The organism is Pseudomonas putida, assembly GCF_003228315.1.
Classification (GTDB): domain Bacteria; phylum Pseudomonadota; class Gammaproteobacteria; order Pseudomonadales; family Pseudomonadaceae; genus Aquipseudomonas; species Aquipseudomonas putida_S.
The window spans coordinates 2146892-2161576 of record NZ_CP029693.1; the positions used below are offsets into that span (position 1 = coordinate 2146892).

The following is a 14685-nucleotide window of genomic DNA, read 5'->3' on the forward strand; positions in this document are numbered from 1 at the left end:
CGCCAACCTTTCTATATATAGAAGCGGTCGCCAACCATCTCCCTGGCAGCCGGACTTGCGAGCAAGCCGGCGGACAGCGCGGCATCATCGAGAAACATAAATACGACGAAATGCCCCGCCCTGCGACCCCGGAACCAGCAGTCGCCGAAACTCGAACCACTGAAACAAAAAAGGCGCCAGACTGTTAAATCTGGCGCCTTTCGGAATATGGGGTGGACGATGGGGATCGAACCCACGACAACGGGAGTCACAATCCCGTGCTCTACCAACTGAGCTACGCCCACCATATTGCGTGCCAAAGAAGCCAAACAACTTCTTTGTTAAACCCCCACCATGCCGATTGGCATGCATGAAGCTTTATTTGGTGCGGATGAAGAGACTCGAACTCTTACGCCTCGCGGCGCTGGAACCTAAATCCAGTGTGTCTACCAATTCCACCACATCCGCGGCTTGAAGCTTTAAAACAAAGGCGCCAGACCGTTAAATCTGGCGCCTTTCGAAATATGGGGTGGACGATGGGGATCGAACCCACGACAACGGGAGTCACAATCCCGTGCTCTACCAACTGAGCTACGCCCACCATATCGCGCTACTTGTGCCAAAGCTGCCTAATGGCGCACCCGGCAGGACTCGAACCTGCGACCATCCGCTTAGAAGGCGGATGCTCTATCCAGCTGAGCTACGGGCGCCTTATTAATCTGTACCCTTGAAGGACTACAAACTAAATGCTTTCCAGCCTCGCAAAACCTTGATTTCGCTTGACCTTCTTAACCAGTGCTAGGCTGTGCCCGACAAGTGCGACGAATAGTATAGAGCCACCTGTAGGTCGTCAAATCCTTTTTGAAAAAAATTCATTTAATTAAAGGAGTTAGGGGAATTTGCAGACCAAGCGCCTTTGCCCTCACCGCATGACATGCGAGAATGCGCACTCTTTTTTTCCCCTCTCGATGGTTAATCACGCGCAATGACTGCACAACTAATCGACGGCAAATCGATCGCCGCCAGCCTGCGCCAGCAGATCGCCCAACGCGTTAACGAGCGTCGCCAGCAAGGTCTGCGCACGCCAGGCCTCGCGGTGATCCTGGTCGGCAGCGATCCTGCCTCTCAGGTTTATGTCTCGCACAAGCGTAAAGACTGTGAAGAGGTCGGCTTCCTCTCCCAAGCTTATGACCTGCCTTCCGACACCACTCAAGAAGCGCTGGCCGATCTGATCGATCGCCTCAATGACGACCCGGCAATCGACGGTGTTCTGTTGCAGCTTCCCCTCCCCGAACACCTGGATGCCTCGAAACTGCTCGAGCGCATTCGCCCGGACAAGGACGTCGACGGTTTCCACCCTTATAACGTCGGTCGCCTGGCCCAGCGTATCCCGCTGCTGCGCCCTTGCACCCCCAAAGGCATCATGACCCTGCTGGAAAGCACCGGTGTCGACCTGTACGGGATGGATGCGGTCGTTGTCGGCGCCTCCAACATTGTCGGCCGGCCGATGGCGATGGAACTGTTGCTGGCCGGTTGCACCGTGACCGTCACTCACCGCTTCACCAAGGATCTGGCCGGTCATGTCGGCCGTGCCGACCTGGTCGTCGTGGCGGCCGGCAAACCTGGCCTGGTCAAGGGCGAGTGGATCAAGGAAGGCGCGATCGTGATCGACGTCGGCATCAACCGTCAGGACGACGGCAAACTCGTCGGCGACGTCATTTACGAAACCGCCCTGCCCCGCGCCAGCTGGATCACCCCGGTGCCAGGTGGCGTAGGCCCGATGACCCGTGCCTGCCTGCTGGAAAACACGCTGTACGCCGCCGAAACCCTGCACAGCTGAAAGCTTTAACGCAGATACGCAGCGACACAGAAAACCCCGCCATTGGCGGGGTTCTTTTTTGCCCGCGCAACAACAATGACCATCCGCCGGAAAATGACTTTTTTTTCATGTTCCCAAGGACTTTTAAATCCCCCTCGAACAACCATCGACAGTTATTCAGCCATACTCCAGAATGTCGCGCTTTTACGAAATAGCCCGTTACATAACGGCGTATCAACACTTTATGAGTCTGCCAGCGTGAAAATCCGTCTTTCCATCCTGAGCCTAGTTTTTGCACTTACAGGGACTTTCATCACGCCACTTGCCATCGCCGGTGAAACCACCGCCGCGCCTCGAGATACCTCGAAGCTCAAGCTCGCTTCCGGCAGTACGTTGCTGCTGGATATGCAGACCAACAAAGTCATCTACGCCAACAACCCCGACGTGGTTGTTCCTATCGCTTCGGTCAGCAAACTGATGACCGGCCTGGTGGTGGTTGAAGCCAACCAGAACATGGATGAGTACATCAACATCGATATCAGCAACACCCCGGAAATGAAGGGTGTGTTTTCCCGGGTCAAGCTCAAGAGCGAAATGCCCCGCCGCGAAATGCTGCTGATTGCCCTGATGTCCTCGGAAAACCGCGCGGCAGCGAGCCTCGCGCACCATTACCCGGGTGGTTACGCCGCGTTCATCGCCGCGATGAATGCCAAGGCCAAGGCGCTGGGCATGACCAACACCCATTTCGTCGAGCCGACCGGCCTTTCGCCGCGCAACGTCTCCACCGCTCGCGACCTGAGCAAGCTGCTGATCGCCGCGCACAAGCATCCGCTGCTGACACAGTTGAGCACCACCAAGGAAAAGACCGTGTCGTTCCGCAAGCCCAACTACAGCCTGGGCTTTCGCAACACCGACCACCTGGTCAATAAAGACAACTGGAACATCGAGCTGACGAAAACCGGCTTCACCAATGAAGCCGGCCACTGCCTGGTCCTGGTGACACACATGGGCGACCGCAAGGTGGCGATGGTCATTCTCGACGCCTATGGCAAGTACACCCACTTCGCCGACGCCACGCGCCTGCGCAACTGGGTCGAAACCGGCAAGAGCGCCGACGTGCCATCCGTTGCCATGCAGTACAAATCGGACAAGAACCTCAAGCATCGCCAGAGTGGCGTTGTCGAAGCTTCAAAGTAACAAGAGCTTCCAAGTAATAAAGCAACCGCCAATAAAAAACCCCGACATGTCGGGGTTTTTTATTGGGTCAGTCAATCATTGGGCAACGGCATCTGGTCATCATCGGGAATACCATCGCCCTTGCTCGGATCATTCCAACCGTGCGAATGCTCTGTGGGTGCCACCGCGGGCCGGGCCAGCGGATCACGCAGCGGGCTGTCCGGATCCATCACTGGATCGACACTCCCCTCAGGCGTCGTCGGAACATTCTCCGGACGCTTGTCGTTGAAACTCGAATCGGTAGACATACGCACCTCCATGGGATCTGGCACCTTGTACATCAGATACCTTATGTGCCCGGCGGTGCGTCTCAGATGACGAACGGGCCTACTTCGCGCCCAAGGCCTGTTTCGCTTTCGCCGCCGCCTGCTCCTGGCCAGCCTGGGCTAGCTCATTGGCCGCCTTGAGCCACCGCTGTTGGTCGACCTGGGCAGGAACCTGCGTCGGCGCCTGAATCAGCACCGCCCATCCCCCGGCATCCTTGAACGCCGATTCGAACGAACTGAAGCTCATCAGCACTCGCTGCTCCATTCCCGCACGCAGCAGCACGGTCTGCTTCTGGCGGTTATACCCGGACAGGATCGCGTAACGAGGTTCAGCCCAAAGCGCCGAGCCCTCGGTAAAACGCACCATCACCGGATAACCCGCCGCGACCTGGGTCAACAGGGCCGGCAAATTGCTGTCCAGGGGATAGACCATCATTCCGTATTCCCGGGCCAGGTTCTGCATGTTTTGCTGCAACTGAGCCTCGCCACCCGGCAGATGCAGGGGTTTGTCCAACAGCCCCGGCGTGATCACCACGCCCTGCTGGGACAACATGCTGGCCAGCACCTGCGGCCCACTTTGATTGGCCACGCCGCGATAGAACCGGCCGCTGAGTTCGACCCGCTCCGGCAAACGCTTGATCTGCGGCGAAACGCTCCCCGCACAACCGGCCAAACCAGCGACGCAACCGACGATGACCGCCGCTGAAAGAATTCGAGAAATTGCCCGCACCATGATCACTCTCTTGTTCAATTGCCCGGCAATCCGCTTCCCGGCCTGGCTGTGGATCATAGGACGCCCTGCGGCATCGGTATAGCCTTAACCCGCAGTCGCAGGCTTTCGATAGAGCGAACTGGTTGGTCACTGTCGACCTTCGGTCAATAGCCTGAAACACGGTAGCGGCTAGACTGTCACTTGCAAGCTGTGTATGCCCGCCGCAGGGCAAAGAGGAGGCATCGATGAGCCTGACAATGACGATCGTGATGTTGATTTCCGGCTGGCTGGCCGTTGCCACCGCCATGTTGTGGGGCGTTCTGCGAATTGCCCGCCGCCACCATCACCCTGTTCAACCGGCAAAAACCTCCAAAGCCCCTGCCCGTCCCGCCAACGCCCACTGACATCCAAAACCAGAACGCCTGCCCCCTCTGTAGGAGCGAGCCTGCTCGCGATGGCGTCGGCACATCCAACATCGATGTGACTGATCCAACGCTATCGCGAGCAGGCTCGCTCCTACAGGAGGAGCAGGCGTCTATCAGGCCTCAGCAGTCAGGCGCTTCTGCTTGGCCCTGCGGGACATCATGTTCAACACTTCAATCGCCGCCGAGAACGCCATCGCCGCATAGACGTAGCCTTTCGGTACGTGGGCGCCGAAGCCTTCGGCGATCAGCGTCATGCCGATCATGATCAAGAAGCCCAGGGCCAGCATCACCACGGTCGGGTTGTCGTTGATGAACTTGGCCAAGGGATCAGCCGCCAGCAACATGACCAACACCGACACCACCACCGCGATAATCATGATCGGCAAATGCTCGGTCATGCCGACGGCGGTAATGATGCTGTCGATGGAAAACACCATGTCCAGCATCAGAATCTGACCGATCGCGGCGGCAAAGCCCAAGGTCACGGTCGAGGTCTTCGACGTCGGATCTTCCGGCGCCGGGTCCATGCTGTGATGGATCTCGGTCGTGGCCTTCCACAACAGGAACAGGCCACCGGCGATCAGGATCATGTCCTTCCACGAGAACGCCTGGCCGAGAATTTCGATCACCGGCTCTGTCAACTGCACGATAAACGCGATGGTGCTCAACAGGCCCAGACGCAGGATCAGCGCCATGCCGATACCGATTCGCCGTGCCTTCTGCCGGTGCTGCTCGGGCAGTTTGTTGGTCAGGATCGAGATGAAGATCAGGTTATCGATGCCGAGCACGATCTCCATCACCACCAGGGTGGCCAGGGCGATCCACGCGGTGGGGCTGGCGGCTAGCTGTAAAAGGTATTCCATGGGTCAGTCCTGACTCGCTGTAGACGGTTTAGATTTCCTGGGAAGAAGACGGTTTTTTTTCCGCGTCTTTTTCCGTCGACTCTTTTTTGCCGGTCAAGCCACCGGTGGCATCACTGAGTGCTTGCTCGGCGGCCTTGTGGGTGTCGTCGATGGCTTGCTTGGCGCTCTCGGCAGCCTTGCCCATCAGTTGCTGAGCACTCTTTTCGGCCTGATCACAACCGGCCAGGACCAGTAAAGACGCAATCAGCAATGCCGTGGTTTTAACCTTCATGGTGTTTTCCTCGATAGAACAAACGGGCCGTTGCGATGGCCCATTGATAGCGACGCATTCTAGGGAGATGAACACTTCAGGAAAATTCGTATTTTCAGCGGTTATACTTCGGTTTTTACGAATCCGTAACATGGAATTTCACCCGCATGCTCAATTACCGACAACTGCACTATTTCTGGGTGGTGGCCAAAACAGGCAGCATCGTGCGCGCCTGCGAGCAACTGAACCTGACGCCCCAGACCATCAGCGGGCAGATATCGCTGCTCGAACAAACCTACGGCATCGAGCTGTTCCGCCGGGTCGGCCGGCAACTGGAGCTCACCGAAGCCGGTCGCCAGACCCTGCCCTACGCCGAACAAATGTTTCAGTTGGGTGGTGAACTGGAATTGATGCTGCGCGCACAACCCAACGAACAGCAGATTCTCTTTCGGGTTGGCGTGGCCGACGTGGTGCCCAAGTCCATCGTCTATCGCCTGATCGCCCCGACCATGGAATTGAGCGAACCCCTGCGCATCACCTGCCGCGAAGACAAGCTCGAACGCCTGCTGGCCGACCTGGCCATTCAGCGCCTGGACCTGGTGATTTCCGACAGCCCCATGCCTTCGCACCTGGACATCAAGGGCTACAGCCAGAAACTCGGCGAATGCGGGATCAGCTTCTTTGCCACCGCAGAGCTGGCGGCGCGTTACGGGCAGGATTTCCCCCGCAGCCTGCACGGCGCACCCTTGCTGATTCCCGGGGCGGAAACCGTGGTGCGCAGCCGCTTGCAACGCTGGTTCGCCGAACAGCAGATCCAGCCGCAGATTGTCGGCGAGTTCGATGACAGTGCCTTGATGCAGGCCTTCGGCCAATCCGGCAGCGGGATCTTCATCGGCCCCAGCGTGATTGCCGACGAAGTGAAACGCCAGATGGGCGTGGAGGTGATCGGCCAGACCGACGCGGTGAGCGAGTCGTTCTACGCCATCTCGGTGGAACGCAAGGTCAAGCACCCCGGCATTGTCGCCATTACCGAAGGTGCCCGACGCGAGCTGTTTACAGCGCTGTGAGGGCTTCGCGCGGCTTGAAGGTCATCAACGCGATGGCCAGGAGGATCGAGGCCAGGATCAAGCCGGCGGCGGCGAATCCCAGGCCTTGCAGGCCGACGCTGTCGATCACCCGACCGCCGATCATCGCGCCCAGGCCGATCCCCAGATTGGCCCCGGCAATGTTCAGCGACGCCGCGAATGCAGGCGCTTCCGGCGCCGCCTTCATCAGGCGCACATGGCTGACCAGGAACAGCGCCGCCTGGGTAATCCCCCAGATGCCCATCGCCGCTGCCAACCCGTAAGGCGAATGGATGTTCGGCACCAGCGCCACCAGACCGGCGATCATGAAGGCGCAGAACATCATCGAAGCCACCAGCGGATGCCGGTCCACCGCGCGACCACCCAGCGAGTTGCCGATCAACCCCACTGCGCCGAAGCCCATCAGGCACCAGCCGACCACCGTGCCGTCGAGACCGGCCAGGCGCTCGAGAATGTCCGCCAGATAGGTGTAAGCGGTGAACATGCCGCTGAACACGATGATCGACAGCAGCACATGCCCCACCATCAACGGGCTGCGCAGGATCTTGAACTGCGAACGGAAGCTGACCTGATGCTGGTGCAGGTTGGTCTTCGGCAAGTAGATAAACAGCAACAGCGCCTTGGCAAAGGCGATGACGGCAAGAATGGCGAACGCACTGCGCCAGCCGAACGCGTCGGAAATCAGCGTGCCCACCGGAATGCCGAACACCGTGGCGCAGACGATGCCGAAGCCGATCTTGGCAATGGCGCGGCCGGCGTACTCCGGGCCGACGATGTCCACCGCCGTCTCGCTGGCCAACGCCCAGAACACCGGCAAGCCCAGGGCCGGGATCAACCGCGCAAACGCCATCACCCAGATATTCGGCGCCAACGCGGCGAGCGTATTGGCCAGGCCGAACATGATCAGCACCGAGATAAACAGCTTGCGCCGCTCGAAACGGGCGAAGAACGCGGTCAGGAACGGCCCGAATGCGGCAACGGTGAAGGCGAACAGGGTCACCAGCAAGCCCGCTTGCGGGATGCTGACGTCAAGGTCGCGGGCAATGGCCGGCAACAGGCCGACGATGATGAACTCCGTGGTCAGCACCGTGAAACCGGCGGCCGACAACAGAAAAACGGGCAACAACATGCACAACTCCAGAAAAACGACGACACCAGCGAAAACCCGAAGGCTCACTGGAAGATGAAAATGAGGATGGCGAAGCTTAACAGAGTGTGTCCGCACAGGGTTGCACGAACCTGCAAATCGCGTTTAACCGGTGGGTGGCAGATCGTCACAGCACTGAAGGATCAGGACGACGCTATGCTAAAGTCCGCGCCCCGCGGTACGTACCCCCTGTTCATCAGCCATGGTTTGGCATTGATGTCGCGATATCCCGCACCAAATAAAATCCGAGATGCCGTTTTATGAGCGATTCATCCCCTTCTCCATTGCAACGCCTCAATCGCCTGAGCCTGGTCACGCAGATTCTCATCGGCCTGATCGCCGGCATTGCCCTGGCCCTGATCGCGCCTGAAGTGGCGAAGTCCACAGCCTTCGTCGGCAAGGTCTTCGTTTCGGCGCTGAAGGCCGTCGCACCGATTCTGGTGTTCGTCCTGGTCATGGCGTCCATCGCCAGCCACCAGCAAGGCCAGCAAACCCACATCCGGCCGATCCTGTTCCTGTACCTGCTCGGCACCTTCGCCGCCGCCGTGGTGGCGGTGGTTGCCAGCATGCTGTTCCCCTCGAGCCTGGTGCTGTCGACCCAGGACGTCGCCGTGAGCGCACCGGGTGGCATCGGTGAAGTGCTGCAAAGCCTGTTGCTCAGCATCGTCGATAACCCGGTCAGTGCGCTGATGAACGCCAACTTCATCGGCATTCTGGCGTGGGCGATCGGCCTGGGCATCGCCCTGCGCCATGCCGGCAAAGCCACACGCGGGGTGCTGGACGACCTGTCCAATGGCGTAACCGGGATCGTGCGCATGGTGATTCGTTTCGCACCGCTGGGCATTTTCGGCCTCGTGGCCTCGACCCTCGCCACCTCCGGCTTCGGCGCCCTGATCGGCTACGCCCATCTGCTGGCGGTGTTGCTGGGCTGCATGCTGTTCGTCGCACTGGTGATGAACCCGGCGATCGTGTTCTGGAAACTGCGCCGCAACCCGTACCCACTGACCTTGATGTGCCTGCGTGAAAGCGGCATCACCGCGTTCTTCACCCGCAGCTCGGCGGCGAACATCCCGGTCAACCTCGAACTGAGCAAGCGTCTGGGCCTGCACGAGGACACCTACTCGGTGTCGATCCCGCTGGGGGCAACCATCAACATGGCCGGTGCGTCGATCACCATCACCGTGCTGACGTTGGCCGCCGTGCACACCCTGGGCATCGCCGTGGACATTCCGACGGCCATTCTTCTGAGCGTCGTCGCAGCGGTTTGCGCCTGTGGCGCCTCGGGCGTGGCCGGTGGCTCGCTGCTGCTGATCCCGCTGGCGTGCAGCCTGTTCGGCATCCCCAGCGAAATCGCCATGCAGGTGGTGGCGGTGGGTTTCATCATTGGCGTGCTGCAGGACTCGGCGGAAACCGCGCTGAATTCGTCCACCGATGTACTGTTCACCGCCGCGGCGTGCCTGGGCGAAGAAGCAAAAGCCGAACGCCTGTCCTGATCCAAATCCCTCTCCTGTAGGAGCGAGCCTGCTCGCGATGGTGTGTCAGTCAACACGTACCATGCTGACACTCCATCGCGAGCAGGCTCGCTCCTACAGAAATGCAAAGGCCCGCCACGGCTTGCACCGTGGCGGGCTTTTTTGTCACCGGACGGTTTAGAACGCGCCCATGTAATCACGCTTGCCCACTTCCACGCCGTTGTGACGCAGCAGCGCATAAGCGGTAGTGACGTGGAAGAAGAACTGCGGCAGGCCGTAGCTCAACAGGTAAGCCTGACCAGAGAAGCGCTTCTCTTTAGGCGTGCCCGGACGGGTGACGATTTCGATGCCTTCCTGGCCATTGATCTGCTCCGGCTTGATCTCGCCGATGTAAGCCAGAACCTTGGTCAGCAGCGCCTGCAGCTCGGCGAAGGTGGTTTCGGTGTCGTCGTACTTCGGTACTTCGACTTCGGCCAGACGCGAAGAAACGCCCTTGGCGAAATCGACAGCGATCTGCACCTGACGCACCAGCGGGAACATGTCCGGGAACAGGCGCGCTTGCAGGAAAACACTCGGCTCAATGTTTTTGGCGGTGGCGTGGGCTTCGGCCTTTTTCAACACATCGCTCAGGGCAGTGAGCATTTGTTTGAAAACAGGTACCGAAGCGTCGTACAGGGAAATGGTCATGGCAGGTCTCGTCTGGTGACAGGTAAATGATCTTCTGGATCTTCTGTAGGAGCGAGCATGCTCGCGATGAACGATCAGACACCGCAGGCATTCAGACAGCCCGCGTTATCGTTGACGACCATCGCGAGCATGCTCGCTCCTACAGGGGGGAACGCCGATTATAGCCATGCGCGACCGTTCCGAGACGTAAAACAATTTTCAGCTGCCGTACACCTTCGCCGCCGGAACAGCCTGCGCGATCAGTTGTGCCACTGCCCCGCCCATCTCATCCACCGCCCATCGACCTTCGCGATCAAGCTGCGGCCCACGACGCCAGCCATCGGCAATCGACAACTTGCCACCCTCGATTTCGAACATCTGCCCGGTGACATCGGAAGAACCCTCGGACCCCAACCACACCACCAACGGCGCAACGTTTTCCGGGGCGAAGTAATCGAACCCTTCCTCCGGTTTCTTCATGGTCTCGGCGAACACTTGCTCGGTCATCCCGGTACGCGCCGCCGGGGCCAATGCGTTGACGGTAATCCCGTAACGGCGCAGCTCGGCAGCCTGCACCAACGTCAAAGAGGCAATCCCACCCTTGGCCGCCGCATAGTTGGACTGGCCAATGGAACCCTGCAGCCCCGCGCCGGAACTGGTGTTGATGATGCGCGCATCGACCTTCGCCCCACCTTTGGCCTGTTCGCGCCAGTACTTCACCGCATGGCTGGCAATGCAGAAATGCCCCTTCAGATGCACCGCCACCACAGCATCCCAGTCAGCTTCGGTGAGGCTGGCGAACATTCGGTCGCGGCAGATGCCGGCGTTATTGACCACCACGTGCAGGCCGCCGAAGGTTTCGATCGCCTGACGCACGATCAACCCGGCCGAATCGTAGCGGGTGATGTCATCGCTGTTGGCCACGGCGCTGCCGCCCTGCCCGAGGATCTCACCGACCACCGCCAGGGCCGCTTCGCGATTGATGTCGTTGACCACCACTTTCGCGCCCTCGGCGGCGAACGCCAGCGCATAGGCCCGGCCCAAGCCACCGCCGGCACCGGTGATGATCACGACGCGGTTTTCACAGATTTTCATGTTGCTATCCCTTCATGTTCGACTGGTTCCCTGTAGGAGCGAGCCAGCTCGCGATGGCGGCGGCACATCCAACATCCATATGTCAGACATACCGTCATCGCGAGCAGGCTCGCTCCTACAGGGTTCATGTGCATCCCGAAATCGGGTCCGCTTACAGGCGCTCAATAATCGTCACATTCGCCTGCCCACCACCTTCACACATGGTCTGCAAACCGTACCGCCCCCCGCTGCGCTCCAGCTCATGCAACAGGCTGCACATCAAGCGGGTACCGGTGGCGCCCAGCGGATGACCGAGGGCAATCGCCCCGCCGTTGACGTTGGTCCGCTCATGGGGATACCCCGTTTCCTTGAGCCAGGCCATGGCCACCGAGGCGAAGGCCTCGTTGATCTCCACGCGGTCGATGTCTTCAAGCTTCATCCCTGCACGCTTCAACGCATAAGCGGTGGCCGGAATCGGCGCGGTCAGCATCCAGATCGGGTCTTCCGCGCGCACGCTGATGTGGTGGATCCGTGCCCGTGGTGTCAGGCCGTAGCGCTTGAGCGCCGCCTCGGAGACGATCAGCATCGCACTGGCCGCATCGCAGGTCTGGCTGGACACCGCCGCCGTCACCCGGTCGCAACCGAACAGGTATTCCAGCTCGGCCATTTTTTCCAGGCTGGTCTGGCGCGGGGTTTCGTCATGACGCAAACCGGCCAGCGGCACGATCTCGCGGTTGAAATTGCCCTGGGCGATGGCCCGCAAGGCCCGCTCATGGGACTCCAGCGAATAGGCTTCCAGCTGGGCACGGGACAGGTCCCACTTCTCGGCGATCATCTGCGCCGAACGAAACTGCGTCGGTGGTTGCGCGCCATAACGACGCACCCAGCCTTCGGAGCCGCTGAACGGGTCGGTGAAACCCAGCGGTTCGGCGGCAATCATCGCCGAGGAAATCGGGATCTGGGTCATGGTCTGCACGCCACCGGCCACCACCACATCCTGGGTGCCGCTCATCACCGCCTGGGCGGCAAAGTGCACCGCTTGCTGGGACGAGCCGCACTGGCGGTCGATGGTGGTGCCGGGCACCGCTTGCGACAGGCCGGCGGCCAGCCAACTGGTGCGGGCGATGTCCCCGGCCAGCGGGCCGATGGTGTCAACGCAACCGAAGATCACATCGTCGTAATCCTCGTCGGGAATGTCATTGCGCTCGACCAGCGCGCGCAACACATGGGCGCCCAGATCAGCAGCGTGAATATGGCTCAGACCACCCTTGCGCCGCCCGGTGGGCGTGCGCAGGGCGTCGACTATGTAGGCTTCAGGCATGGTCTACCTCGGTAAAAAATTGAAATCCGGCACGGTCGGTTTTTTGTGGGAGCAAGGCTTGCCCGCGATGGCGTCCGTGAGATCGCTATCGCGGGCAAGCCTTGCTCCCACAGTGTTTTTGCATCGGCTCAGAAAGTACTGCCGGCACCCAACACCGGACTGCCCTCAAACAACGCCCCGCGAATCCGCCCCTTGTGCAACCCGCGATCCCCCCACACCTTGTCCAGCGCCCAGGCGCGTTTCATGAACAGGTGCAGGTCAACCTCCCAGGTGTACCCCATGGCCCCATGAGCCTGGATGCTGTTCTTCGCCGCAAGCATCGCCGCTTCCGCCGTCGCCAGCTTGGCGTGGGACACCAGCACGTCCTGCCCCGGTTGCTGCTCGGCCACCGCATACGCCGCGCGATACAACGGCCCCTTGGCGAACTCGATCTGCACCGCGACATTGGCCATCAGATGCTTGACCGCTTGGAACGACCCCACCGGCTTGCCGAACTGCTTGCGCTCGAAGGTGTAGTCAACGGCGAGGTCGACCATGCGCTTGGCCAGCCCCAACAACTGCGCGGCACTGGCCAATGCCCCACGATTGAACGCCTCAGCCAACAAGCGCCGGCCCTGTTCACCACTGGCCACGCAGGTCGCCGCCGTCGGCGTCCATTGCACCTGGAACAACTGGCGACTGGGGTCCACCGACTCGTTACGGATCAGTTCCACGGCGTTGCGCTCCAGCGCATGCACCTCGTCGCCATGGGCGAGCAGCAGCAAATCGGCGACATGGGCATCGCTGACCAGCGGGTTGCCCGGCTCGGCAACCGCCAGTCGCGCCCTGCCCTCGGCCACCCGGCCCAGCCAGTCTTGTTTGAGCGCGGCATGACGCTCATCGAGGGCGGCGAGCAGCGGCACGCCCACCAGCATGGTTTCCACCAGAGGCTCGGGCAGGCCGGCGTACCCGCACTCCTGGGCGATCAGGATGAAGTCCAGTTCATTAAGACCCATGCCCTCCTGCGCCTCGGGCACGGTCAGGGCGGTCAGGCCCAGCTCCACCAGTTGTGCCCACAGTTCGTCGCTGCGGCCGTTGTCGCCTTGCCACAGTTCACGAATACGCTCCGGCGTCACTTCGTTGATCAGAAAGCTGCGCACGTTGTCCTGAAACAGCAGTTGGTCGCGACTGAAACTAAAGTCCATGGTCTATTCCTCAGGCGCGCGGCATGCCGAGCATGCGTTCGGCAATGATGTTGCGCTGGATCTCGTTGGTGCCGGCGTAGATCGGCCCCGCCTGGGCAAACAGGAAGCCGTCCAGCCAGTGGCCGACATCGCCCGCCGCCGGTGCCTCGGGCAGCAGCTCGCCGCGCAGCCCGAGAATGCTCATGGCGGTGTCGTGCATGCGCTGATCCAGTTCCGACCAGAAGATCTTGTTGGTCGAGGATTCCGGGCCGATCTTGCCGCCCTGCACCAGTTGCGAAGCGGTCATGTAGGTGTTCAGGGTGTAGGCCTCGGCGTCCAGCCAGGCACGCATCACCGCCTCGCCGATAGCCGGGTCGCGGTCGGCGTATTCACGGTTGGCCTGATACAGCTGCACCAGCCGCCGCGCGGTTTCCTGAAAACGCGCCGGAGAGCGCAGCAACAAGCCACGCTCGAAACCGGCGGTGGACATCGCCACATGCCAGCCCATGCCCTCGCCGCCCAGGGCGTTTTCCACCGGCACCTTGACGTCATCGAAGAAGATTTCGGCGAAGCCCGGCAAGCCGTTGAGCTGTGGGATCGGCCGCACGGTGATGCCCGGCGTGTCCAGCGGCAGCAGGATGAAGGTCAGACCGTGATGGCGCTGGGACTGCGGATCGGTGCGGAAAATACCGAATGCCCAGTCGGCCCAGACCGCGCGGGTCGACCAGGTCTTCTGGCCATTGATCACGTAGTGGTCGCCCACCCGCTCGGCCCGGGAGCGTATCGCCGCCATGTCCGACCCGGCACCCGGCTCGGACCAGGCCTGGGCCCAGACGTCTTCACCGGTGGCCATGCGCGGCAGAAAGCGCGCCTTCTGCTCCTGGCTGCCGTACTCCATCAAGGTCGGGCCGAGCAGGAAGATGCCGTTCTGATTGACCCGCGCCGGAGCGCCGGAACGGTAGTACTCCTCTTCGAAAATCAGCCACTCGATCAGGTCGCAACCGCGCCCGCCGAGTTCGGTCGGCCAGGTGACCATGCCCCAACGGCCTTCGTTGAGTCTGGCCTCCCAGGCGCGGTGCTCGGCAAAGCCCTGTTCGGTGTCGAACGATTGCAGCGGTTCACGCGGTACGTTGGCCTCCAGCCAGGCTCGCGCTTCGGCGCGAAAGGCCTGCTGGGCCGGGGTGTATGTCAGGTCCATGAGGGTGCC

General features: G+C 60.9%; 15 protein-coding genes and 4 tRNA genes. 5 read left to right on the top strand and 14 right to left on the bottom strand.

Annotated features, from left to right (window positions below):
• Positions 1-208: 208 nt before the first annotated feature.
• The 4 genes from DKY63_RS09720 to DKY63_RS09735 form a co-directional block, all read right to left on the bottom strand.
• A tRNA-His gene (locus tag DKY63_RS09720) sits at positions 209-284 on the bottom strand.
• A 78-nt stretch (positions 285-362) separates the two neighbouring features.
• Positions 363-447, bottom strand: a tRNA-Leu gene (locus tag DKY63_RS09725).
• Between the two features lie 57 nt (positions 448-504).
• Positions 505-580, bottom strand: a tRNA-His gene (locus DKY63_RS09730).
• Positions 581-612: 32 nt separating this feature from the next.
• A tRNA-Arg gene (locus DKY63_RS09735) sits at positions 613-689 on the bottom strand.
• Positions 690-964: 275 nt separating this feature from the next.
• Between DKY63_RS09735 and folD the strand changes: the two genes are divergently transcribed.
• Positions 965-1819, top strand: coding sequence for a bifunctional methylenetetrahydrofolate dehydrogenase/methenyltetrahydrofolate cyclohydrolase FolD (gene folD, locus DKY63_RS09740; protein WP_110963887.1), 855 nt, complete (start codon positions 965-967; stop codon positions 1817-1819).
• A 237-nt stretch (positions 1820-2056) separates the two neighbouring features.
• Entirely contained in the window at positions 2057-2995 is a 939-nt protein-coding gene (gene pbpG / locus DKY63_RS09745; RefSeq protein WP_110963888.1) for a D-alanyl-D-alanine endopeptidase, read from the top strand.
• Between the two features lie 71 nt (positions 2996-3066).
• Here the strand turns inward: pbpG and DKY63_RS09750 are convergent, their stop codons facing one another.
• Entirely contained in the window at positions 3067-3282 is a 216-nt protein-coding gene (locus DKY63_RS09750; protein WP_110963889.1) for a hypothetical protein, read from the bottom strand.
• Between the two features lie 79 nt (positions 3283-3361).
• Positions 3362-4090, bottom strand: coding sequence for a peptidase C39 family protein (locus DKY63_RS09755; RefSeq protein ID WP_110963890.1), 729 nt, complete (start codon positions 4088-4090; stop codon positions 3362-3364).
• Positions 4091-4257: 167 nt separating this feature from the next.
• Here DKY63_RS09755 and DKY63_RS32375 point away from each other — a divergent pair, with 167 nt between their 5' ends.
• Entirely contained in the window at positions 4258-4416 is a 159-nt protein-coding gene (locus DKY63_RS32375) for a hypothetical protein (protein ID WP_204354317.1), read from the top strand.
• 134 nt (positions 4417-4550) lie between these two features.
• Here the strand turns inward: DKY63_RS32375 and DKY63_RS09760 are convergent, their stop codons facing one another.
• On the bottom strand, positions 4551-5300 hold the full coding sequence (locus DKY63_RS09760) for a TerC family protein (RefSeq protein ID WP_110963891.1): 750 nt from the start codon (positions 5298-5300) through the stop codon (positions 4551-4553).
• A gap of 28 nt (positions 5301-5328) precedes the next feature.
• On the bottom strand, positions 5329-5571 hold the full coding sequence (locus DKY63_RS09765) for a hypothetical protein (RefSeq protein ID WP_110963892.1): 243 nt from the start codon (positions 5569-5571) through the stop codon (positions 5329-5331).
• A gap of 146 nt (positions 5572-5717) precedes the next feature.
• On the opposite strand from DKY63_RS09765, the gene nhaR reads away from it, so the two are divergent.
• Positions 5718-6617 carry a transcriptional activator NhaR gene (gene nhaR, locus DKY63_RS09770; protein ID WP_110963893.1) on the top strand — a complete coding sequence of 300 codons (900 nt, stop codon included), beginning with the start codon at positions 5718-5720 and terminating at the stop codon, positions 6615-6617.
• On the opposite strand, the gene DKY63_RS09775 is transcribed toward nhaR, so the two are convergent.
• Positions 6604-7764: an MFS transporter gene (locus DKY63_RS09775; protein WP_110963894.1), complete on the bottom strand. Its 1161-nt coding sequence runs from the start codon at positions 7762-7764 to the stop codon at positions 6604-6606. The two genes, nhaR and DKY63_RS09775, sit on opposite strands and share 14 nt — an antisense overlap.
• Before the next feature lie 278 nt (positions 7765-8042).
• Here DKY63_RS09775 and sstT point away from each other — a divergent pair, with 278 nt between their 5' ends.
• Positions 8043-9275 (top strand): serine/threonine transporter SstT, encoded by a 1233-nt coding sequence (gene sstT, locus DKY63_RS09780; RefSeq protein WP_110963895.1) that lies wholly within the window; start codon positions 8043-8045, stop codon positions 9273-9275.
• A gap of 156 nt (positions 9276-9431) precedes the next feature.
• Here sstT and DKY63_RS09785 read toward each other — a convergent pair whose 3' ends face one another.
• The 5 genes from DKY63_RS09785 to DKY63_RS09805 all read right to left on the bottom strand — a co-directional run bounded on the left by DKY63_RS09785 (position 9432) and on the right by DKY63_RS09805 (position 14676).
• Entirely contained in the window at positions 9432-9941 is a 510-nt protein-coding gene (locus tag DKY63_RS09785) for a DUF1993 domain-containing protein (protein WP_110963896.1), read from the bottom strand.
• A 198-nt stretch (positions 9942-10139) separates the two neighbouring features.
• A complete protein-coding gene (locus DKY63_RS09790) occupies positions 10140-11015 on the bottom strand; it encodes an SDR family oxidoreductase (protein WP_110963897.1) in 876 nt (291 codons plus the stop codon).
• A gap of 151 nt (positions 11016-11166) precedes the next feature.
• Positions 11167-12315 carry an acetyl-CoA C-acetyltransferase gene (locus DKY63_RS09795; RefSeq protein ID WP_110963898.1) on the bottom strand — a complete coding sequence of 383 codons (1149 nt, stop codon included), beginning with the start codon at positions 12313-12315 and terminating at the stop codon, positions 11167-11169.
• 128 nt (positions 12316-12443) lie between these two features.
• Entirely contained in the window at positions 12444-13499 is a 1056-nt protein-coding gene (locus DKY63_RS09800) for an acyl-CoA dehydrogenase family protein (RefSeq protein WP_110963899.1), read from the bottom strand.
• 10 nt (positions 13500-13509) lie between these two features.
• The gene (locus DKY63_RS09805) at positions 13510-14676 is read right to left on the bottom strand and encodes an acyl-CoA dehydrogenase family protein (protein ID WP_110963900.1); all 1167 of its coding nucleotides are present in this window, start codon (positions 14674-14676) and stop codon (positions 13510-13512) included.
• Positions 14677-14685 lie beyond the last annotated feature (9 nt).